Origin of the sequence: Curtobacterium sp. NPDC098951 (genome assembly GCF_044759965.1) — a bacterium.
Classification (GTDB): domain Bacteria; phylum Actinomycetota; class Actinomycetes; order Actinomycetales; family Microbacteriaceae; genus Curtobacterium.
On the sequence record NZ_JBIWAG010000002.1, the window covers coordinates 883040 to 903587 of the forward strand.

Consider the following 20548-nt stretch of genomic DNA (forward strand, 5'->3'; position numbering starts at 1 on the left):
CCGATGGTGCCCCGCCACCGCCCATCGAGTCCAATGGATGCCCTTGATGTCATCCATCGACCTGCTCGATACTGTGGCGGTGGAGACCCGTCTGCTCGAACAGTTCGTCACCGTCGCCGCCGAGGGCAGCGTCACCCGCGCGGCCGAACGGCTCTGGGCCGCGCAGTCGACCGTGTCCGCCGGGATCGCGTCGCTCGAGCGGAGCCTCGGCGTGCGGCTGTTCGACCGCACCGGACGACACCTCGTCCTGACGACCGCCGGCGAGGACCTGCTCCCCCACGCCCGCGCCGTGCTGGAGTCCCTCGACCGGATGCGCGACCTGGCGACCGTCGACGACGCCGACCTGCGCGGACGCGTCCGGCTCGGCATCTTCACGAGCATGGACATCGTCGACCTCACCGGGGTGCTCCGACGGTTCCGGCAGCGGCACCCCCTGGTCGCCGTCGAGCTCATGACCTCGCCCTCCGGGACGACCGGGCTCGTGCAGGACCTGGTCGCCGGGCGGCTCGACATCGCCTACACGGGCCTCCCGGCGGTCCCGGCCGGAGTCGAGGTGGCGCCGCTCCGCGAGATGCCGTTCCGGGTCTTCACGAGCGCCGACCACCGGTTCGCCGGGCGCCGCTCGGTGTCGCTCACCGAGCTCGCCGACGAGCCGTTCATCGACACCGCGCACGGCTTCGGCAACCGGATCATCCTCGACGCCGCGCTGGAGCGGCTCGGGATCCGCCGCCGCATCGTCGCCGAGATGAACGACATGCCCGCGGTGATCCGGTTCGCGTCGGCCGGCCTCGGTGTCGGGGTCGTCCCCGACTCCGGTGTGCGCCACGACGGCACCGTGCTCGAGCTCGAGGACGCGGTCGACCCGCTGCGGATCGGGCTCGCGATGCGGACGAGTCCGGAGCCCAACCGGGCGGTGCGCACGCTGGCGCGCGACATCGTGGCGGCGCGCGTCGACGTGGTCGCGCAGGCCGGCTGAGCGGCCGGGACCTGGTCCTTCCCCACCGACGGACTGGAGGCGCGGGTCGTCCCCGCCACGCGCCTCCAGGCCGTCAGTCCCCCCAGATCTCCCCGACGATCGCGGCCAGGAGCCCGTCCGTCGGGAAGTCGGTCTGGTCGATCTGGATCGTCACGCCGTCGCGCTGCAGCGTCGTCACCGTGAGCGGCAGGACGCGCTCCGCCGACGTCGTGAACTGGCACATACGGCCGCCGAAGCGGTCCGCACAGGAGCCCGACTGCTCCGCGTACTGCTCGGGGGTGTCCGGGCCGATGTCCGCCGTGTGGCTGACCCGGATCGTGATGTTCGCCTCGACCCCGAAGTTCTGCCAGGTGCAGAACAACCACTCGTGCGGGTCGTCGAGGTGGCCCCTGATGCGGTCGTTGCCGTCGGGTTCTCGGGGTTCGCCCGCGCCCAAGACCGTCGAGGTGTGGGCCGCGGCACCGAAGAACCGGTCGTAGTCGGCGTCCGGCACCAGCTGGTAGCAATCGCCCGGGATGAGCACGTTCGAGGCGGCTTGCGCCGACGGGGTCGGGGTCGGGGTCGGGGTCGGCCGCGGCGTCGGGCGCTCGGTGATCGGCGCCGAGGACGGGGTCGTCGCGGAGGGCGACGGCTCCGGCTGCTGCGTGGTGGTCGGTGCGGCGACGGGCGTTTCCTGCTGCGACAGCGACAGGGCCACGGCGCCCGTCGCGGTCCCGATCGCCAGCAGCCCGATGACACCGAGCGCGATGCCCGGACGGAACCGACGCCGCTTCGGACGCGGGGTGGCGCGTTCGAGGACGTGCTGCTTCATCGAGACGAGCATGCGCTGCAGGTCGTCTCCCTCGGGGGGCTCAGTGTTCATCGTGCATCACCACCTTCTTGAGTCGGCGTCGGTTGCGGGAGACCCGCTGGGTGACCGCACCGACGCTGAGGCCCAGCATCTCGGCGGCCTCGGCGTAGGAGTGCCCCTCGAGGAGGCAGAGCTCGCAGATGCGTCGGTCGGTGTCCGGGAGTGCGTCGATCGCGTCGCGGACCCAGCGCAGGCGCTCGCGGGCCTCGGCGTGGTCCTCGGGTGCGGCGAGCTGCTCGGGGAGCTCGTCGGCGCGGCGCCGGGCCTGCTTCCGGCCGGTGTTGAACGCGTGGTTCCGGCAGACGACCAGCAGCCACGGCAACATCGTGTCGGCCGGCAGCTCGAGGGTCTCGGCGCGCTGCCAGAGCGTCAGGAAGGCGTCCTGCACGACCTCCTCGACGTCCTGCCGGTCGTCGACGAGGGCCCAGGCGTAGCGGGTGAGGGTCGCGGCGTACCGGTCGAACGCCCGGGCGAGCGCGGTCTTGTCGCCCCGTGCCATCGCACGGACGATCGCCTCGTCCGTGTCGGTGCCCGTCGTCACGTCCACATCCCACCCCCTTCACTCCAGAGGTGTCCGAACGACCCGCGATCGTGACAAGACCGTGTCGAGGACGTTATCCCGGGCGTGTCGGAGTGTGGAGCCAGGCGCGCGGCGGGTGGCGCGTGGCGCGTGGCGCCGTACGGTCAGGCGTCGAGCAGGTACGCGATGCCGTCGACCGAGCGCTTCGCCGCCGCCGAGGTCGACACGAAGCCGACGGCCACGATCCCCACGCCGATGCCGACGACGATCCACCACATCGCGTGCGTGGCCACGGCGAACCCGGCGCCGACGGTGGCGACCGCACTCGCTCCGGTGACGGTGCCGGCGAGTGCGACCCCGAGCGACACCCCGGTCTGCCGACTCGTCGACGCGACGGCGGCCGCGGACCCGGACTGTGCGCGAGGCATCCCGGAGACGGCCGTGTTGGTGATGGGGGCGTTCACCATCCCGAACCCGAAGCCGAACAGGACGAAGGCGACGACGAGGACCCACATCGGCGTCCGCGCATCGATGGTCGTGAGGATCGCGCCGGCTCCCGCGACGCCGATCCCGGCGAGGACCAGCGGGACCCGGGTGCCGATCGACCCGACGAGTCGGCCGGACAGCGGCGACACGAGCATCGTCGCCACGGCCGCCGGCAGGGTCCAGAGACCTGCCTCGAACGGGGACATGCCCCGGACCTCCTGCAGGTAGAGCGCGTTGAGGAACAGGAACGCACCGTTCGCTCCGAAGGCGCCGATCGCGGTGAGGACGGCGGCCGAGAACGGGATGCTGCGGAAGAACCGGACGTCGATGAGCGGCTCCCGGCGCCGACGTTCGACGGCGACGAGGACCACGAGCGCCGCCGCCGCGAGGACGAACAGTCCGAGTGCCGCCGGCGACGCCCACCCGAGCCGGGGTCCCTCGATCAGCCCACCGACGAGGGTGGCGAGCAGGACGATCACCAGTACCTGCCCGACGGGGTCGAGACGCCGGGGGCGCGGGGACTTCGACTCCGGCACGAACAGGAACGTCAGCACGACGGCGGCGATGCCGATCGGCACGTTGATCCAGAAGATCGCCCGCCAGCCGACCGTGTCCGTGAGCGCGCCGCCGACGAGCGGGCCCAGGCCCATCGACACCCCGACGACCGCTCCCCAGACGCCCACGGCGCGTGCCCGCTCCTTCGCGTCGTCGAACGTCGCCGTGATGATCGACATCGCCACCGGGTTCATCATCGAACCGCCGACCGCCTGCACCATCCGGTAGACGACGAGCCAACCGACCGAGGGCGCGAGCGAGCAGAGCAGCGACCCGACCGTGAAGAGCGCGAGTCCGATCTGGAAGGTGGTCCGGCGCCCGATCCGGTCCGCGGTGGAGCCGGAGAGCAGGAGCAGGCTCGCGAGCACCAGCGTGTACGCGTCGATCGTCCACTGCAGCCCGGAGATGGAGCTGCCGAGCTCACGCCCGATCGACGGCAGCGCGACGTTCACCACGGTGGCGTCCATCGAGACGATGAACAGGCTCATGCAGCAGACCGCGAGGATCAGGTACCGGTGGCGGTAGCGCTGCGGCAGGCCCGGATCACCCTGGAACGGTCGTCGCGCCGGGGCCGCGGGGGCGGCGTGCGACTCAGTGGAAGTCGTTGCCGTCTCCTTCGCCCGGGGTCTTGTGCCCACCGAGCATGTCGTTGTCGTCCTGGTCGCTCGACGACGCCAGCTGCAGCATCGCGAGGACCACCACGACGACGATGAACGCGATGCCGAGGAAGATCGCGGCGAGCTGGAGCTCACGCGTCGCGATCAGCACGACGAGCCCGGTGAAGACCGCGACGATCGCGGAGATCCCGAGGAGCTCGACCGGGCGCAGGCGGTCGCGGCGGCTGGGGGTGGTCATGCGTGTGGTGCTCCGTCCGGGGTGGCGGCCGGGGCCGCGGTCCCCCACTTGTGCGAGAGTCCGGCGATCACGTGGAAGACCGCGGTGATGGCGAGGTACGCGCCGAGCAGGCCGACGAGGACGATCGAGGCGTCCAGCGTGCCGGTGACCCGCTCGACACCGCCGAGCTGCTGCGAGTAGTCGGGCGGCGTCACCAGGAAGGCGACGGCGAGCAGCAGCGTCAGGCCGCCGACGGTCATCCAGTCGCGGGCGAACGGCGAACGCCCGCGTGCGCGGAGCCCCTGGGTGAGTTCGAGTGCCCCGGTGAGCACCGCGAAGGCGGCGACGACCGCGATGAACGCCGGCAGGCCGAGGCCGTTGCACGCGAACGCGGCGACCGCGGCGGCGAGGGAGATGACGGCCTGCACGAGGGTGGTCCGTCGCGACCGGCCGTCCGACGGGAGCCGCGTGGCGCCGGCGAGGAGCAGCACGAGCCCGTCCACCGTCGCGAACCCACCGAACAGCAGCAGGCCGTAGCCCGCTGCGTGGTTGGACGAGAAGGTGATGACGATGGCCACGATCGCGGCTGGCACGGCCCGGAGGACGGGGATCGGCCAGTACCGCGCGCGCTGGCCGGAGTCGTCCACGGAGTCGGACACGAGACCTCTTTCGGGCATGCGGATCGTGGTTCGATCCTACCGCCGTGCCGTGCAGCGGCCGACCGCGCGGGGCGATCGGCCGCTGAGGATGCTCGAACCAGCAGCATCCGATGGCACCGTCGGACCCGGGTCAGCGTGACCCCGGTCCGGTCGCACGGGCGGTGGTGCGATGTCGGACGCGTCGCCGGGCGAGCCACCAGCCGGCGGCACCCAGCGCGGTCCCTGCGGCCGCCACCGCACCGACGAGCCCGAGTCCCTCGCTACCGGTGTACGCGAGGGCCCCGGCGCGGACCGGCCCGGCGGCACCGGGGTCGCCAGCGTTCCCGGGCTCCCCGGCGGGGTCGGCCGCGCCGCCGTCCGGCCCCGCAGGGCGCTGCCCCTGGTCGCCGCGGTGGTCCCCGCCGCCGGAGCCGCCGCCGTGGTCACCGCCACCGCCTCCGCTGCCGCCGCCGCCGTCGCCGCCGTCGCCGTCGCCGTCGCCGTCGTCCCCGGGGACCACCACGATCCCGACCCCCGGCGAGGGGTCGCCACCGTCCGGGTCGGTCGGCGACGTCGCGGTCGCCACGTTCACCACGTCCGAGCCGTCGCCGGAGTAGCTCGGGTCGAGTCGCGCCCGGATCCGGAACGCCACCGACTCCCCGACGGCCAGGGCGGCACCGGAACGGCAGGTCACGTCCTGCCCCTCGGCGGTGCAGCCGTCCGGCGACCCGACGAACCGCAGCGCGGCGGGCAGCTCGTCGACCGCCCCGACGTCCTCGGCCGTGCCCGGCCCGCGGTTCCTGGCCGTGACGGTGTACTCGACCTCGTCGCCCGGTCGGACCGCGGTCGCGGGCGACACCGACTTGTCCGTCTCGACGTGCGCGTCCGTCCGGGCGGTGACCGTCGTGCTCGCCGTCGAGGTGTTGTCGTCCTCGTTCGTGTCGGCCGTGCGGGGTGCCGGACGGATGGTGGCGATGCTCTCGAGCGTGCCGTCGGCACCGTCCGGGACGCTGCCGTGCACCGTGATGGTCGCCGAGCCGCCCCGGGGCAGTCCGAGCGCCGTGTCCACGTCGCCGGTGCCCGAACCGGTCCCGCACGAGGACCCCGTCGCGGCCGCGCAGGTCCAGGTGACGTCCTGCAGGGCATCGGGCACGTCGACCGCGAGTGCGCTCGGGTCCGACGCGTTCACCCCGACGTTCCGTGCGGTCACGGTGTAGTCGACGTCCCCGCCGGTACCGACGGTCGGGGCCAGGTCCTGCTCGACGGCCACGTCGGTCGGCGTCCACACGCGCAGGTCGTCGACCTCGTGCACGTTGACGTGACTGCCGGTCGCCCCCGCGAACCCGAGGCGCAGCGTGCTCGGCAGCGGTGCCTGACCGTCGCCGTGCAGCGGGACCCGGTCGAGCACGGTCCGCATCCGGTCGCCGTCCTGCAGGCGGACGGTGACCGCGAGCTCCCCCGCGTCGCCGGGGAGCAGCGTCACCCGGACCTTGCGGAGCGACGGCCCGTCGGTCTCGGTGCCGCCGGGAGCCGGGGCGGCGGCGACCCACCGGTAGCCGAGCACCCCGTCGCCGGAGCCGCGGATCGACACGGTGTCGGGCTGCGCGCCGGGTCCGGAGTAGTTGATCGGCGTGGAGAAGTTGCCGTAGTGGTCGATCGCGATGCCGGCGAACCCACCGGGGACCCCCGGCAGGTCGCAGGACAGGCCGCCGCCCTGGGACGCCTCGCGGCGGCACGCGTACCCGAGTCCGGCGCCGAACGACCCGACGCCCTGCGGGGCGGCACCGTCGGCGAGGAACAGCAGGAGGCCGTCGGCACCGGGGTCGTCCACGTCGCGGTACATCGCGTAGCTGAACTCGACCTCGAGCCCGAGGCTGGACGGGAACGTGTCGTCCATCGACCACGCACCCGCCTGGTCCTTGACGTCGTCGGTCAGCCGGAGTCGGCCGTCGACGACCGTGGCGTCACCGTGCAGCGCACCGCCGGCTGCGGTCGTGAACGAGTTCTCGTAGGGGAAGGCGAGCTCGTCGGCCGAGGAGGCGGACGGCACGAGGCCCGGTGCGGCGAGGACGCCGAGCGCGGTGAGGACGGAGGCGGCGGCCGCGACGCGGCGGAGCCGGCGCGACCGGGCGGGCGGTCGGCCGCCCGGTGGGGTGTTGGGAGCTGTCATGCCCCGATGGTCGCGAGCGGCACGCACCCGCCGGACGGACGTGAGCCGATCTGTGGAACGCCGCCCCGCGCCTCCTGGCTGTGGAGGACGAACGGAGAACCGTCAGCGGAGCCAGACGGTGGTCTCCCCGGGGAGCAACCCGTCGGCGAGCGGACCGGACGCCACGACGACCTCGCCGTCCGGCAGCGGCACCGGCTCGGTCCCGAAGTTCGTGACCGACCGCCAGCCGTCGTGGCGCGCGAAGGCCACGACCCCGGCCGGAGCGTCGAGCCAGACCAGGTCCTCGCCGCGCTGCAGGTCCCGACGGGCAGCGGTCGCCGCCCGGTAGAGGGAGAGCGTCGACGCCGGGTCGCCGTCCTCCGCCTCGACCGAGGACGCCCCGAAGTCGGCCGGCTGCGGCAGGTGCGGCGCGACCGCCCCGAAGCCGAACGAGGGCCCCGACGTGGTCCACGGGATCGGCACGCGGCACCCGTCCCGCCCCTTCACGGTGTGCCCGGTGCGGATCCACTTCGGGTCCTGCAGCAGCTCGTGCGGGATCGCCACGGCCTCCTCGAGGCCGAGTTCCTCGCCCTGGTAGACGTACGAAGACCCGGGCAGTGCCAGCATCAGCAGCGTCGCCGCCCGCGCCCGTCGGAGCCCCTTCGTCCGGTCGAGTGCCGGCGCGGTGCCGTCGGTCATCAGCCACGCGTCGGTGTCGGTGCCGTCCGGCAGACCGTAGCGGGTGGCGTGCCGGACGACGTCGTGGTTCGACAGCACCCACGTGCTGGACGCACCGGACTCGGCCGACGCGGACAGGTTGCGGTCGACGATCTCCCGGAACGCGGTGGCGTCGAACGGCGCTTCGAGCAGGTCGAAGTTGAACGCCTGCCCGAGCTCCGACGGGCGCGCGTAGAGGACGCGGCGCGGGCCGGGCGCCCAGGCCTCGGCGACCGCGGCCCGGGGCGGGTCGTACTCGTCGAGCACGAGACGCCACGCCCGGAAGATCTCGTGCACCTCGTCGCGGTCGTACAGCGGGTCGGAGCCGTCGAGGGGCAGCGCGTGTTCGTCGGACGGCCGGTACGGCGTCGACAGGTCCTTCGCCAGGCCGTGCGCGACGTCCACCCGGAAGCCGTCGACACCCCGGTCGGACCAGAAGCGCAGGGTGTCCTCGAAGTCCGCGCGGACCTCGGGGTTCGACCAGTCGAGGTCCGGCTGCTCGGGCGCGAACAGGTGCAGGTACCACTGGCCGTCCGCCACCCGCGTCCAGGGGCTGCCGCCGAAGTTCGACACCCAGTCGCTCGGCGGGAGCTCGCCGTCGACCCCCGCGCCGTCGCGGAAGACGTACCGGGCCCGCTCCGGCGACCCGGGGGCCGCGGCGAGCGCCTGACGGAACCAGGCGTGCTCGTCCGAGGTGTGGTCCGGCACGATGTCGACGATGACCCGGATGTCGTGCTCGTGCGCGGCACGGACCAGCGCGTCGAAGTCGTCGAGCGTCCCGAGGCGACGGTCGACGTCGCGGTAGTCGGCCACGTCGTAGCCTCCGTCGGCCAGGGGCGAGGGGAAGAACGGGGAGAGCCAGACCGCGTCGACGCCGAGCGACGCCAGGTACGGCACCCGGCTCGTGATCCCCGCCAGGTCGCCGAGCCCGTCAGCGTCGCTGTCCGCGAAGCTCCGCGGGTACACCTGGTAGACGACGGCGTCCCGCCACCAGTCCGGGTCGGTCGTGCGGGGTGTGCTGGCCGGCGTCCGAAGCGTGCTCACGTCGCCACCGTAGCGACGATCGCCCGACCCGGGAAGGCGTCCGCCCGACCCGGGAAGGCGTCCGCCCGACCCGGGGACGGCGTCCGACCGGCCCGGGAATAGCGCTCGGCGCGCACGCATTGGTTGTCGATGACACCTTTCCGTCCCAGAACCGAAGGATCCCCATGACGAACGTCCTCGCCCTCGTCGGCAGCCTCCGCGCCGAGTCCATCAACCGCAAGCTCGCCGAGGCGGCCGCGCACCACGCCCCGGAGGGCATCGAACTGTCGACCTTCGACGGCATCGTCGACCTGCCCTTCTACAACGAGGACATCGACGGCGACACCCCGCCCGCCGCGGCCGTCGCCTTCCGCGCCGCGATCGACGCCGCCGACGCCGTGCTGCTCGTCACGCCCGAGTACAACGGCACGATCCCGGCCGTCCTGAAGAACGCGCTCGACTGGGCCTCGCGTCCGTTCGGCGCCTCGCCCATCTCGGGCAAGCCGCTCGCCGTCATCGGCTCGGCGTTCGGCCAGTTCGGCGGCGTCTGGGCGCACGACGACGCACGGAAGGTCGCCGGCATCGCCGGTGCGAAGGTCCTCGAGGACGTCAAGGTCGCGATCCCGCAGTCGGTCGTCCGGTTCGCCGAGACCCACCCGCGCGAGGACGCCGAGGTCGTCGAGCTCGTCCAGGGCGCGCTCACCGCGCTCGCCGGCGCGTCCGAGGAGCAGGCCGCGGCCTGACGACGTCGCCGACGCGACCAGGCGGCGGACGGGAGGCGCGGTGCGGGCCCGCACCGCGCCTCCCGTCCCTGCACGGTCGCGCCCACCGCATCCCGAGAGATCGCTAGACGTCCTAGCAACGAGACCGGCTACCCTGTCTCCCATGTCCACGCAGGAGATCACGGAAGCGTCCGGGTACTGGTTCCCCGATGACGACGCGACCCAGCGGGGCGTGACCGTCCTGAACGCCCTCCGTCGGTACCGTGCCGCCGAGACCGCGATGCGCCGCCGCACCCGCGACTCGATGGGCATGGGCGAGACCGACCTGCTCGCGGTGCGCTTCCTGCTGCAGGCCCAGCGCGCCGGTCGGACGGTCAAGCCGAAGGACCTCTCCGCCTACCTCAAGATCTCGTCGGCGTCGACGACGATCCTCATCGACCGGCTCGTGAAGTCGAACCACGTCCGGCGCGACCCGCACCCGACCGACCGGCGTGCGCTCGTGATCACGCCGACCACCGAGACCGACGAAGAGGTCCGCGCGACCCTCGGCGTCATGCACCGCCGGATGATGGGCATCGCCGAGGGCCTCTCGCCGGACGACGCCCGGGTCGTCGCGGTGTTCCTCGAGCAGATGCGCGCCGCGGTCGACCAGGTGGACCCCGCCGTCGCGCACTGAGCCCACCGAGCGAGCCGAACGGACGGGGGACGCGTCCTCTGAGCGGACGCCATGCCGCGCCGCGTAGACCGGGTTGGTACCGGTCACCAACGCGGAAGGAACCGATCATGCACGCATCGGACAAGCTCGCCAAGAACCTCCAGGCGGTCCTCGTGGACCTCATCGACCTGCACGTGCAGGGCAAGCAGGCCCACTGGAACATCCTCGGGACGAACTTCCGGGACCTCCACCTCCAGCTCGACGAGATCGTCGACGCCGCTCGCGAGTTCGCGGACGACACCGCGGAGCGCATGCGTGCGCTCTACGCCGTGCCGGACGGCCGCTCGTCGACCGTCGCCGCGACGAGCCACCTCGACCAGTTCCCCGAGGGCGAGATCACGACCCACGACGCCATCGACCAGGTGACGCTGCGCCTCTACCAGGCGACCGGCACCATGCGCGACGTCCACGACGAGGTCGACGACGAAGACCCGACGACGGCCGACCTGCTGCACGGCTTCATCGAGCGCCTCGAGCAGCTCGCCTGGATGGTCTCGGCCGAGAACCGCGCACCGAGCACCCCGCTCGCGTCCGCCACCACGCCGGCCGTCGCGGACGCCTCGGCACACTCGTAAGGGCGACCAGGTGCGCCGTCACCACCGAGTCGGGACCGACTCGGTCGCAACGATCCAGGAGACGTCATGACCGACTTCCGCTACCTCGTCGTCGGCGGCGGGATGGTCGCCGATGCCGCAGCGCGCGGCATCCGCGAACTCGACACCGAGGGCTCGATCGGCATCCTCAGCGAGGAGCCGGACCGGCCGTACGCCCGTCCGGCGCTGTCTAAGAAGCTCTGGACCGACCCGGACTTCAGCTGGGACGAGAAGGTCGACCTGCACACCGAGGAGACCGGGGCGACCTTCCTGCTCGGGTCTGCGGTGACGGCGATCGACCGCCAGGCGAAGACCGTCACGACCGCCGACGGGCAGACCCACGGCTACGAGCGTCTGCTCCTCGCCACCGGCGGCCGACCACGCGGACTGCCCGGTCTCGAGCCGTCCGAGCGCGTGCTCGACTACCGCAGCGCCACCGACTACCGGCGGCTGCGTGAGCTCGCCGACGCCGGTGCCCACGTCGCGGTCGTCGGCGGCGGGTACATCGGCACCGAGATCGCTTCGGGCGTCGTCCAGAACGGTGCCCGCGTGACGCTCGTCGACCCCGACGAGATCGTCGGCGGTCGGATGTTCCCGGAGGACCTCGCGAAGGCCTTCCAGCAGCGCTTCGTCGACCACGGTGTCCAGCTGCGGCTCGGTCGTCGGGTCGAGCGGGGCACCGAGCACGAGGGCGGCGTCACGCTGACCCTCGACGACGGCTCCACGGTCGAAGCGGACGCCGTCGTGGTCGGCCTCGGGATCGAGCCGGCGACGCAGCTCGCGGCCGACGCCGGGCTGACCGTGCGCGACGGCATCGTCGTGTCCTCGACGCTGCTGACCGACGACGACTCGGTCTTCGCGGCCGGCGACGTCGCCGAGTACCCGGACCGGATCCTCGGCACACGGCGGGTCGAGCACGTCGACAACGCGCAGCAGCAGGGTCGTCAGGCGGGCCGCAACCTCGCCGACGCCGACGAGACCTACGACCACACGCCGATGTTCTACTCGGACGTCTTCGACATGGGGTACGAGGCGGTCGGACAGGTCTCCACGAAGCTCCGCACCGTCGAGGACTGGCAGGACCCGACCGTCACGGGCGTCGTCTACTACCTCGACGACGACGACACCGTGCGCGGCGTCCTGCTGTGGAACGTGTGGGACAAGACGGACGAGGCCCGCAAGGTCCTCGCTGAGGCACACAGCCTCACCCCGGACATGCTCGTGGGGCGGATCACGCCCTAGCGACCGGTCCGGTCACGCGGCACGGCGCCGGTCGTCTCGACCGGCGCCGTGCCGCGTTCGTCGTGGGGTCCGGTCGCGGCTCAGTCCGTCCCTCGGGTCTCCGTCCCGCGGTTCAGTCCGTCGCGCGGGTCTCCGTCCCGCGGCTCAGTCCGTCCCTCGGGTCTCCGGCGCGACCTCGTCGACGACCTCGCGACGATCAGCGGGGTCGACGGGCAGGCCGTCGCCGTCCGCCATCGCCACCGCGTGCGCCGACTTCGCGGCCTCGAGCGTCTCGTCGTCGTTCCGCGCCATGCCGGCCAGTTCGACGAAGCGTGACTTCACGAGCAGCCAGGCGTCCCGCGGGCTCAGCCGGGCGAGATCGGACGACGTCGAGTCGTCCCGCACCCGCTGCAGCGAGGACACGCCACGGTCGGGCAGCCGCCCGGCGACGTGCGCGACCGCGAGCCGGGCGACGGCGTCGGCCTGCGCGTGCATGACCGAGTGCGCACCGTCCACGACCTCGCGCAGCACCGCGTACGGGAACACCCGTGCGAGGCGACGGACCCAGTCGCGCGGCACCATCGCGTCGTGCTCGCCACGGACGATGAGCGTGTGGGCCTGCACCTCGGCGGCGCGTTCCTCGATCGGGAACGCGATCATCCGCGGCAGGACCTTCGAGAACCAGTGCCACCCGCACAGCGCGTACGCAGTGATCCCGTGCCACCGCACCGCCGCGGGCTCGTGCACCGTGGACCGGAGGAACCGGAACGCCGACTGCCGGACCGTCCGCGCGTGCGAGTCGACCACCGGGCTGATGAGCACCAGGTCGGAGATCTCCGGCCGACGGGCGGCCACCTCGGTCACGACCTGCGTCCCCATCGAGTGGCCGACGAGCACCGGGTCGACGAGCCGCAGGTCGTCGATGACCTTCTCGACCGCGTCGGCGTACCGCTCGATCGAGACCTTCCCCCGGAAGCGCGGGACACCCGCGAAGCCCGGCAGGTCGAGGGCGTGCACCGGGCCGTTCTCGTTGAGGTGCGGGGCGAGTCGCTCGTAGTACGTGGCTGCGATCCCGAGTCCCGCGACGAGCAGGAACGCACGGTCGCCGGGCTGGCCCACCGAGCTCACCCGCACGTAGGTGCCGTCCACCGCGACGCGGTCGACCTCGACCGTGACGTCGGCGTCCTCCGCCTCGCCCAGTCGCTTCGCCGGATCCGGTCGAGCGTCCGTGTGCTCGTCGTCCACGTGGGTCTCCTCGGGTCGGTCGTCGCTCCTCGGCTTCGGGCGATCGCCCAGGATACCCGCGGGACGGCCGATCACCGGGACACCGCCCCGGCGGCGGCTGAAGGTGTTCGCGGGGTCCGCCCGTGGTCAGAGGCGGGCGTAGCGGGCGCGGAAGAAGCTGTAGACCCCGAAGGCGATGAAGCCGATGCCGATCACGACGAGGACGAACGCCCCGCCGGGCATCGAGCGCAGCGCGTCGAAGGCCCCGTCGAGTCCGGTCGCCTGGTCCGGGTCGCTCCGGACCGCCGCGACGGCGACGAGGACACCGACGACCACGATCGCGATGCCCTTCAGGACGTACCCGACGACGCCGAGCACGGTGACGACGCGCTCGATCGGCCGTCGCGGCCGGACGAGCTGCTTCCAGAACGAGCGCCGGCAGCCGATGACCACGAGGCCGACGCCGACCGCGACGGCGATCGCGGCGACGAGGAAGAGCAGGAACACACCGCCGGGGGTCGCGAGCGCCGTGGCCGCGGCACTCCGGGACGAGCCGCTCGAACTCTTCCCCGCGCCGACCGCGTACGACGCCGCGGAGTACGCGATGACCCCGTAGACCACGGCCTTGCCGACGTTCTTCAACCGGTTGCCCCACGCACGGGCGCTGTCGGTCCGGCCGCCGACGACGGCCTCGAGCGCGAGACGGATCGTCAGCGCCGCACACCCGATCGCCACGACCCACAGTAGGACGACGCCGCCGGGGACCGCTTCGAGCTGCTGGAGCGCACCGGACTGGTCGGTCTCGCTCCCGGACGACGCGGTGCCGACGCCGAGCAGGATCGCCAGGTACCCGATCAGCAGGTGCACGATGCCGTTGCCGACGAACCCTGCGCGCGCTGTCAGCTCGAACCACCGGCTGTCGGCGATGCGCTTCGCTTCGCGGCCCGTCGTCCGGGCCGCCTGTTCCGCCTGCTCACTCACCCCATCGAGCGTGCCCGTCCGCACCGCCCCTGTCCGGCAGGGGCGGTGACACCCGGCGATCTGGCAGACGGGAGGCGCGGTGCGGGCCCGCACCGCGCCTCCCGTCGTGACCGGGGTCGCCTCGTCAGTCACCCTTGACGTTGACGACCTGCCGCAGCGTGTGCCGGATCGACACGAGCTCCGACGCGTCCGCCATCACCTGGTCGATCGGCTTGTACGCCGCCGGGATCTCGTCGAGGAAGGCGTCGGTGTCGCGGTACTCGATGCCGACCATCGCCTCGCGGAGCTGGTCGTGCGTGAACGTCCGCCGTGCCGCGCTCCGCGAGAACAGCCGGCCCGCACCGTGCGGCGACGACTCCAGCGACGGCTTGTTGCCGAGGCCCTCGACCACGTACGACGCCGTGCCCATCGACCCCGGGATGAGCCCCGGCTGTCCCGCCTTCGCCTGGATCGCGCCCTTGCGGGACACCCACACGCTCTTCCCCCAGTGCGTCTCGCGCTGCGTGAAGTTGTGGTGGCAGTTGATCCGCTCCTGCTCGTCGACCGGGGTCCCGAGCACCTCGGACAGCTGCCGGACGACGCGGTCCATCATCTCCTCGCGGTTGAGGAGCGCGAAGTGCTGCGCCCACCGCAGCTCGGCGATGTAGCGGTCGAACTCCGGGGTGCCCTCGACGAGGTACGCGAGGTCGGGGTCCGGCAGCTCGATCCACCAGCGCTGCATCGCCTGCTTGGCGATCCTGATGTGCCGCTGGGCGATCTTGTTGCCGACGCCCCGGGACCCGGAGTGCAGGAAGAGCCAGACGCGGTCCGCCTCGTCGAGGGAGACCTCGATGAAGTGGTTGCCGGACCCGAGCGTGCCGAGCTGGTTCCGCCAGCCGCCGTGCGCCCCGGCGGGGTCGAAGCCGGCGGCCTCGGCCATCGCCTCGAGCTCGGCGATCCGCGGCGCGGCGGTCGCGACGACCTTCCGGTTCGACGCACCCGCCGACAGCGGGATCGCGCGCTCGATCTGCTCGCGGAGGACCCGCAGGTCGTCGGGCAGGTCACCCGCGGTGAACTGCGTCCGGACCGCGATCATGCCGCAGCCGATGTCCACGCCGACGGCCGCGGGCATGACGGCGCCGAGGGTCGGGATGACCGACCCGACGGTGGCGCCGAGCCCGAGGTGGGCGTCCGGCATGAGGGCCAGGTGCGGGAACACGAACGGCATCCGTGCCGTCGTGCGGGCCTGCTGCTCGGTGTTCTCCTCGAGCAGTGAGGCCCAGCTGAGCAATCGGTCGGTGATCTTCTGCATGGTTCGTCTCGCTTTCGTGACGGTCGGCGACCGCCTTCTGTGACGGTCTTCGGTGACGGTCCGAGGCGAGGTCCTGCTGCCGTCCTGCACCACGAGCCGTGGTGTCCGGAGGGCAGCGCGTTCTGAGGACGCCCCGGGCCGGGTGGGCACGGGGCGTCGGGTGACGTCGCGTGCCTATGCGGGGTAGCGGTCGGACTGCTGCTCGTTGCGCTGATCGAGCAGCACGACGAGTGCGTCAAGCTGGAGCTCGACCCACTGTTCGGGGTGCTGTTCGGCGCGCACGCGCGGTCCTTCCACTGGTGCCCGGGACGGGCGGTCCTGCCGGTGGGCAGGAGCACGACCGTAGTACGACACGCCCGGGATGCACAAGTCATCCCGGGCGTGTCGTCTGGCTCGGTCGCCGGTCGACTGCCCGGTCGCCCGGCTCGGTCGCTCGGCTCGGCGGCTGGGCTCGGTCGCCGGGCTCGGTCGCTCGGCTCGGCGGCTGGGCTCGGTCACCGGGCTCGGTCGCCGGGCTCGGGCGCTGGTCTCAGTCGCCGTCGAGCTGCTCGCGCAACCGCGCGAGCGCCGGCACCGCACGTGCGAGCGCCCGCCGGTCGTCCTCCGACAGCGCGGACATCGCCGTGACGAGCACCCGTTCGGCCGAGGCGTCGTAGACCGCCAGCCGTTCCCGGGCCAGGGTCGTCAAGCCGACCTCGGTGCTCCGCCCGTCACCGCGCGCGAGCCGCCGTTCGACCAGCCCGTCGCGCTCCATCGCCTGGACGAGGTTGCTCACGGTGGAGCGTGCGAGGCCGAGTGCACGGCCGATCGCCGTCGGGCTCGACCACCCGTCCTCGTCGAGCCGTCGGAGCACCTCGATCTGCGCGTCCGGGATGTCGGGGAGGTCCACCGACGACCGCGCGGTGGTCAGCAGGACACGTCGGAACGGCCCGATCTCGGCGCTCAGTCGCCGGGCCACCCGGGGCAGGTCGGATCCGTCCGCTCGCTCGTCCACGTTCCCAGGGTAGTCACCGGAAGTACGCTTGCAACAAACGTAATCCGAGAGCAAACTCGATGGCATGGACATCACCACCAGCGTCGAGCACCCCGTCCCCGAGCAGGACCTCTCCGGCATCGTCGGCCACCGCTTCATCTACACCTACGCCAACGGGTGGCAGTACGAGATGTACGTGAAGAACGCCACCACGATCGACTACCGCATCCACTCCGGCATGGTCGGCGGCCGCTGGGTGAAGGACCAGCAGGTCGACCTGGTCGCCCTCACCGCCGGCGTCTACAAGGTGTCGTGGAACGAACCGACCGGTACCAGCGTCGTCGTGACGGTCGTGCCCGGCGAGCGGGTCCTGCACGGCACGATCTTCTTCCCGCACTGGGTGGAGGAGGACGGCAGCAAGACCGTGCTGTTCCAGAACGACCACCTCGACCGCATGCGCGAGTACCGCGACCAGGGCCCCACCTACCCGATCTACGTCGTGCCCGAGTTCGCCCACATCACGCTGTTCGAGCACGTCGGCGAGGACGACGAGACCATCGTCGACACCGCCCCGGGCGACCTGCCCGCTGGATTCGCGGACCGGAGCAACTGATGGCGACGACGACGGCGATCACGCTCGACCACGGCGGTCGGACGCTCCGCGGGTGGCAGCTCGGCGACGTCACGCCCGGGCACCGAGCCGCTCTGCTCGTGCACGGCTTCGGCAGCACCGACACCGGCGGGCAGCAGCTGTTCGTCCAGACCGCCCGCGCGCTGGCCGAGCACGGCACCGCCACGCGCTCCTACAGCCGCCTCGGACACGGCACGAGCGACGGCGACTTCGCCGACATCACCATCGGCGACGAGGTCGAGCAGGTCGCAGGGATGATCCGCAGCCTCGCCGCCGACACCGACGCGCCCGTCCACGTCGTGGCCCACAGCCTCGGCGCGGTGGAGTCCGCCATGGCGGCCGCGCGGGTGCCCGACCTGGTCGCGACCCTCACCCTGTGGTCACCGGCCGGCGTGGTCGTCGACGACATCGCGCGGCACGACGAGATCCAGGGGCAGCCGCTCGCTGCGGCGCGGGAGCAGGGGTGGTTCGACTTCGGCGGCATGGCCCTCGGCACCGCGTTCATCGACGAGGTGCGGGCAGGCCTCGACGTGTACGACACGATCGACCGGTACACCGGCCCCGCCGAGGTCCTGCACGGCACCGCGGACCAGATCGTCCCCGTCCGGTACGGGCAGCGGTACGGCGAGGTGCTCCCCGGGGCGGTGTTCACCGCGGTGGACGGCGCCGACCACGGCTGGTCGTCGGTGCCGTGGCGGCGGACGCTCCTCGACCACCTGCTCGCCGCGACGAGCGGCAGCGTGCGCTGACCGGTCCGACGCCGCGGGGTACGTCCGCCTGATGGCCCGGCACGGGGCACGGGCAGTCTGGGAGCATGACCGAGCGCACCGGAGACACCCCTGACGTGATCCACGACGAGGAGCGCACCGACGGATACGCGCCGCTCCGCTCCTACGGGGCGATCGGCGACGGTCGGACCGTGGCGCTCGTCGCGCGTGACGGGCGCATCGACTGGCTGCCCATCCCGTCGATGGACTCACCGCCGGTCTTCGCGAGCATCCTCGACGCCGAGCACGGCGGGTACGTCGCGCTCCGCCCGGTCGACCAGGACGCCCGGGTCTCCAGGGAGTACCTGCCCGGCACGAACGTGCTCGTGACCACCTGGACGACGTCGACGGGCACCGTGACCGTCACGGACGCGATGGTGACCGGGGTCGCCGGACGGCTGCCGTGGGCCGAGGTCGCGCGGTGCGTGCAGGGCGTCGCCGGCAGCGTCGAGCTCGAGTGGGCCGTCGTGCCGGGCACCCTGTTGAACACGGCTGAGCCGAAGCGACTCGACACCGCCAACGGTGCCGTCATCGGCATCGACGGCATCACGATCGCGATCGTCGAGCACGGGTTCGACCCCGGGCACGACGACGGGCCGCGGTTCTCCGGACGGTTCTCGGCGACCGAGGGCTCGAAGCACATCCTGACCATCGTCGGCACGCACGACGAACCGATCTTCATGCCACGCCCGGAGAGCGCCCTCGACGCGATGGACCGGACGATCGAGAACTGGGCCACCTGGTCGCGGGAGTTCCACTACGACGGACCGTGGGCCGAACACGTGCAGCGGAGCGCCCTCGCACTGAAGCTGCTCATCTACTCGCCGACCGGTGCGATCGCGGCAGCGCCGACGACGAGCCTGCCGGAGGACCGCACGGGTGGCAAGAACTGGGACTACCGCTTCGCGTGGGTCCGCGACCTGTCCTACACGGTGCACGCGCTGACCCGTTTCGGGCTGCGCGAGGAGACCCACGCCGCCGTCTCGTGGGTGATGCGGACCATCGCCGAGCACGACTCGGACATGCCGATCTTCTACGGTCTGGACGGCTCGAAGAGCGACGGCGTCGAGGAGCGTGACGTGCCGGGCTGGAACGGCATCGGCCCCGTGACCATCGGGAACCGTGCCGGGGACCAGCTGCAGCTCGGGGTGTGGGGCGACGTCTTCGAGATCCTCCGCCAGTACGTCCGCGCGGGCAACGTCCTCGACCGGAAGACCGCCGCCGTCCTGCAGGGACTCGCCGACGACGCGTGCCACCGCTGGGAGGAGCCGGACTCGGGCATGTGGGAGCTGCAGGACACGCAGCACTACGTCTCGAGCAAGATCGGCTGCTGGCAGGCGCTCGACGCCGCGGCGGAGCTGCACGACGCGGGCATGATCGACGGTCCCCGCGACAAGTGGGTGGAGAACCGCGAGCTCATCGAGCAGTGGGTCGCCGAGCACGGGTGGGACGAGGAGCGCGGGTACTACGTGATGTACCCGGGGTCCGACGAGCTCGACACGTCGATCCTGCTGCACGCGATGAGCGCGTTCGACCGCGGCCCCCGCATGGAGTCGACGATCCGCGCGATCGAGGAGCAGCTGCAGCACGGCCCGCTCGTGTACCGGTACTCGGGCATGGAGTCCGAGGAGTCGCCGTTCGTGGCGTGCTCGTTCTGGCTCGCCGCCGCGATGGCCTGTGTCGGACGGGTCGACGACGCCCGTGCGCTCATGGACGAGATGGTCGAGCAGGCGAACGACGTCGGCATGTTCAGCGAGATGATCAGCGAGGACGGCGCCTTCATGGGCAACATCCCGCAGGGGCTGTCGCACCTCGCGCTCATCCAGGCGGCGCTCACGATCGAGGAGGTCGCTGGCGAGGAGCGCTCCGGGGAGTGATCATGGAGGGGTCATGAACGACGTCGATGCACGCATGGACCGGCTGCGACGAGCCGCTCGCTACCGGTACCAGCAGCTCGTGGACAGCGAGATCGAACGCGGCTCCCTCGACCCCGACGAGGTCCGCGAGGAACGTCGGCTCCTGAAGGCCGCCGACGTCGCCGCGCACGCCCGCGCCCAGATCGAACAGGCCGAGCGGCGGGGCGCCTTCGAGGGCAACCCGTACCACGGCAAGCCGCTCCCGGGGAACGACGGGCGCCACGATCCCGACTGGTGGATCAAGGCGAAGATCGAGCGCGAGGAGATCACCGGCATCGCTCCGCCGGCGCTGTCGCTGCGCAAGGAGGACGGCGAGCTGGACGGACGGCTCGATGACCTCGCCCTCGAGGCCGACGTCCGTGCCGTGCTCGAGGACTTCAACGCCCGCGTGAAGGAGGCCCGTCGGCAGCTGCTCGGTGGGCCGCCGGTGGTGACCCCGCTCCGTGACGTCGACACCGAGGTGGGGCGCTGGCGGGAACGCCGGCAGGAACGCCTCGCGGCCGAGGCGCAGGCGGCCGCGGACTGGGCCGCTGCCGAGGCGGACCGACCACGACGGTGGTGGCACCGACGTCGATGAGGTGATCTGCGCCTCCTGGACCGCCCCCTCCCCCGGACGCCAGAACGACCGCAGCACCGCGCTCGTGGCGCGGTGCTGCGGTCGTTCCTGGCGGGGGGGTGTTACTTGATCTGTGCGGTGATGGTCGCGACGCCGACGAGGAGGCCGGACTTCACGGCGTCGGTCTTGAAGGTGCTGTTGAGCAGCTTC

20 protein-coding genes are annotated in these 20548 nt (G+C 72.3%); 9 read left to right on the forward strand and 11 right to left on the reverse strand.

Annotation, left to right across the window (positions count from 1 at the left end):
• Positions 1 to 46 precede the first annotated feature (46 nt).
• Positions 47 to 976, forward strand: a complete 930-nt coding sequence (locus ACIQUC_RS08785; RefSeq protein ID WP_402265609.1) for a LysR family transcriptional regulator — start codon at positions 47 to 49, stop codon at positions 974 to 976.
• A gap of 73 nt (positions 977 to 1049) precedes the next feature.
• Here the strand turns inward: ACIQUC_RS08785 and ACIQUC_RS08790 are convergent, their stop codons facing one another.
• The 7 genes from ACIQUC_RS08790 to ACIQUC_RS08820 form a co-directional block, all read right to left on the reverse strand.
• On the reverse strand, positions 1050 to 1838 hold the full coding sequence (locus ACIQUC_RS08790) for a hypothetical protein (RefSeq protein WP_148286952.1): 789 nt from the start codon (positions 1836 to 1838) through the stop codon (positions 1050 to 1052).
• Positions 1828 to 2367 (reverse strand): RNA polymerase sigma factor, encoded by a 540-nt coding sequence (locus ACIQUC_RS08795; protein ID WP_402265612.1) that lies wholly within the window; start codon positions 2365 to 2367, stop codon positions 1828 to 1830. Before ACIQUC_RS08795 ends, ACIQUC_RS08790 begins: the two co-directional genes overlap by 11 nt.
• Positions 2368 to 2510: 143 nt before the next feature.
• Entirely contained in the window at positions 2511 to 3923 is a 1413-nt protein-coding gene (locus tag ACIQUC_RS08800; RefSeq protein WP_031262401.1) for an MFS transporter, read from the reverse strand.
• Between the two features lie 55 nt (positions 3924 to 3978).
• Positions 3979 to 4242 (reverse strand): hypothetical protein, encoded by a 264-nt coding sequence (locus tag ACIQUC_RS08805; protein ID WP_402265615.1) that lies wholly within the window; start codon positions 4240 to 4242, stop codon positions 3979 to 3981.
• Positions 4239 to 4880 (reverse strand): DUF308 domain-containing protein, encoded by a 642-nt coding sequence (locus tag ACIQUC_RS08810; protein ID WP_402265618.1) that lies wholly within the window; start codon positions 4878 to 4880, stop codon positions 4239 to 4241. Before ACIQUC_RS08810 ends, ACIQUC_RS08805 begins: the two co-directional genes overlap by 4 nt.
• 130 nt (positions 4881 to 5010) lie before the next feature.
• Positions 5011 to 7029 (reverse strand): hypothetical protein, encoded by a 2019-nt coding sequence (locus tag ACIQUC_RS08815; protein ID WP_402265620.1) that lies wholly within the window; start codon positions 7027 to 7029, stop codon positions 5011 to 5013.
• Between the two features lie 102 nt (positions 7030 to 7131).
• On the reverse strand, positions 7132 to 8769 hold the full coding sequence (locus tag ACIQUC_RS08820; RefSeq protein ID WP_402265622.1) for a glycoside hydrolase family 13 protein: 1638 nt from the start codon (positions 8767 to 8769) through the stop codon (positions 7132 to 7134).
• A gap of 164 nt (positions 8770 to 8933) precedes the next feature.
• On the opposite strand from ACIQUC_RS08820, the gene ACIQUC_RS08825 reads away from it, so the two are divergent.
• The 4 genes from ACIQUC_RS08825 to ACIQUC_RS08840 all read left to right on the forward strand — a co-directional run bounded on the left by ACIQUC_RS08825 (position 8934) and on the right by ACIQUC_RS08840 (position 12020).
• Positions 8934 to 9491: an NADPH-dependent FMN reductase gene (locus ACIQUC_RS08825; protein WP_022907734.1), complete on the forward strand. Its 558-nt coding sequence runs from the start codon at positions 8934 to 8936 to the stop codon at positions 9489 to 9491.
• 142 nt (positions 9492 to 9633) lie between these two features.
• Positions 9634 to 10146 carry a MarR family winged helix-turn-helix transcriptional regulator gene (locus ACIQUC_RS08830; protein ID WP_022908038.1) on the forward strand — a complete coding sequence of 171 codons (513 nt, stop codon included), beginning with the start codon at positions 9634 to 9636 and terminating at the stop codon, positions 10144 to 10146.
• A 107-nt stretch (positions 10147 to 10253) separates the two neighbouring features.
• Positions 10254 to 10760: a Dps family protein gene (locus tag ACIQUC_RS08835; protein ID WP_402265626.1), complete on the forward strand. Its 507-nt coding sequence runs from the start codon at positions 10254 to 10256 to the stop codon at positions 10758 to 10760.
• A gap of 66 nt (positions 10761 to 10826) precedes the next feature.
• Positions 10827 to 12020 carry an NAD(P)/FAD-dependent oxidoreductase gene (locus tag ACIQUC_RS08840; protein ID WP_402265629.1) on the forward strand — a complete coding sequence of 398 codons (1194 nt, stop codon included), beginning with the start codon at positions 10827 to 10829 and terminating at the stop codon, positions 12018 to 12020.
• 144 nt (positions 12021 to 12164) lie between these two features.
• On the opposite strand, the gene ACIQUC_RS08845 is transcribed toward ACIQUC_RS08840, so the two are convergent.
• The 4 genes from ACIQUC_RS08845 to ACIQUC_RS08860 all read right to left on the reverse strand — a co-directional run bounded on the left by ACIQUC_RS08845 (position 12165) and on the right by ACIQUC_RS08860 (position 16489).
• Positions 12165 to 13244 carry an alpha/beta fold hydrolase gene (locus ACIQUC_RS08845; RefSeq protein ID WP_402265632.1) on the reverse strand — a complete coding sequence of 360 codons (1080 nt, stop codon included), beginning with the start codon at positions 13242 to 13244 and terminating at the stop codon, positions 12165 to 12167.
• Between the two features lie 126 nt (positions 13245 to 13370).
• Complete coding sequence (locus ACIQUC_RS08850; protein WP_402265635.1) at positions 13371 to 14204, reverse strand: DUF1206 domain-containing protein; 834 nt, start codon at positions 14202 to 14204, stop codon at positions 13371 to 13373.
• Positions 14205 to 14328: 124 nt separating this feature from the next.
• Positions 14329 to 15495 (reverse strand): RtcB family protein, encoded by a 1167-nt coding sequence (locus ACIQUC_RS08855; RefSeq protein WP_402265638.1) that lies wholly within the window; start codon positions 15493 to 15495, stop codon positions 14329 to 14331.
• A gap of 529 nt (positions 15496 to 16024) precedes the next feature.
• Entirely contained in the window at positions 16025 to 16489 is a 465-nt protein-coding gene (locus ACIQUC_RS08860) for a MarR family winged helix-turn-helix transcriptional regulator (protein ID WP_402265641.1), read from the reverse strand.
• 64 nt (positions 16490 to 16553) lie between these two features.
• On the opposite strand from ACIQUC_RS08860, the gene ACIQUC_RS08865 reads away from it, so the two are divergent.
• The 4 genes from ACIQUC_RS08865 (at position 16554) to ACIQUC_RS08880 (ending at position 20359) form a co-directional block, all read left to right on the forward strand.
• On the forward strand, positions 16554 to 17081 hold the full coding sequence (locus ACIQUC_RS08865; RefSeq protein WP_402265644.1) for a phenolic acid decarboxylase: 528 nt from the start codon (positions 16554 to 16556) through the stop codon (positions 17079 to 17081).
• Positions 17081 to 17848: an alpha/beta hydrolase gene (locus tag ACIQUC_RS08870; protein ID WP_402265646.1), complete on the forward strand. Its 768-nt coding sequence runs from the start codon at positions 17081 to 17083 to the stop codon at positions 17846 to 17848. The genes ACIQUC_RS08865 and ACIQUC_RS08870 overlap by 1 nt, the downstream gene beginning before the upstream one ends.
• A gap of 65 nt (positions 17849 to 17913) precedes the next feature.
• Positions 17914 to 19743 carry a glycoside hydrolase family 15 protein gene (locus tag ACIQUC_RS08875; protein ID WP_402265649.1) on the forward strand — a complete coding sequence of 610 codons (1830 nt, stop codon included), beginning with the start codon at positions 17914 to 17916 and terminating at the stop codon, positions 19741 to 19743.
• A 13-nt stretch (positions 19744 to 19756) separates the two neighbouring features.
• Positions 19757 to 20359, forward strand: a complete 603-nt coding sequence (locus ACIQUC_RS08880) for a DUF1992 domain-containing protein (protein ID WP_022905954.1) — start codon at positions 19757 to 19759, stop codon at positions 20357 to 20359.
• Positions 20360 to 20548 lie beyond the last annotated feature (189 nt).

Coding starts and splice junctions, on each gene's coding strand:
- ACIQUC_RS08880 (WP_022905954.1), top strand. CDS start 19,757: ATGAACGACGTCGATGCACGCATGGACCGGCTGCGACGAGCCGCTCGC.
- ACIQUC_RS08815 (WP_402265620.1), bottom strand. CDS start 7,029: ATGACAGCTCCCAACACCCCACCGGGCGGCCGACCGCCCGCCCGGTCG.
- ACIQUC_RS08830 (WP_022908038.1), top strand. CDS start 9,634: ATGTCCACGCAGGAGATCACGGAAGCGTCCGGGTACTGGTTCCCCGAT.
- ACIQUC_RS08855 (WP_402265638.1), bottom strand. CDS start 15,495: ATGCAGAAGATCACCGACCGATTGCTCAGCTGGGCCTCACTGCTCGAG.
- ACIQUC_RS08825 (WP_022907734.1), top strand. CDS start 8,934: ATGACGAACGTCCTCGCCCTCGTCGGCAGCCTCCGCGCCGAGTCCATC.
- ACIQUC_RS08875 (WP_402265649.1), top strand. CDS start 17,914: ATGACCGAGCGCACCGGAGACACCCCTGACGTGATCCACGACGAGGAG.
- ACIQUC_RS08870 (WP_402265646.1), top strand. CDS start 17,081: ATGGCGACGACGACGGCGATCACGCTCGACCACGGCGGTCGGACGCTC.
- ACIQUC_RS08865 (WP_402265644.1), top strand. CDS start 16,554: ATGGACATCACCACCAGCGTCGAGCACCCCGTCCCCGAGCAGGACCTC.
- ACIQUC_RS08840 (WP_402265629.1), top strand. CDS start 10,827: ATGACCGACTTCCGCTACCTCGTCGTCGGCGGCGGGATGGTCGCCGAT.
- ACIQUC_RS08805 (WP_402265615.1), bottom strand. CDS start 4,242: ATGACCACCCCCAGCCGCCGCGACCGCCTGCGCCCGGTCGAGCTCCTC.
- ACIQUC_RS08790 (WP_148286952.1), bottom strand. CDS start 1,838: ATGAACACTGAGCCCCCCGAGGGAGACGACCTGCAGCGCATGCTCGTC.
- ACIQUC_RS08785 (WP_402265609.1), top strand. CDS start 47: ATGTCATCCATCGACCTGCTCGATACTGTGGCGGTGGAGACCCGTCTG.
- ACIQUC_RS08835 (WP_402265626.1), top strand. CDS start 10,254: ATGCACGCATCGGACAAGCTCGCCAAGAACCTCCAGGCGGTCCTCGTG.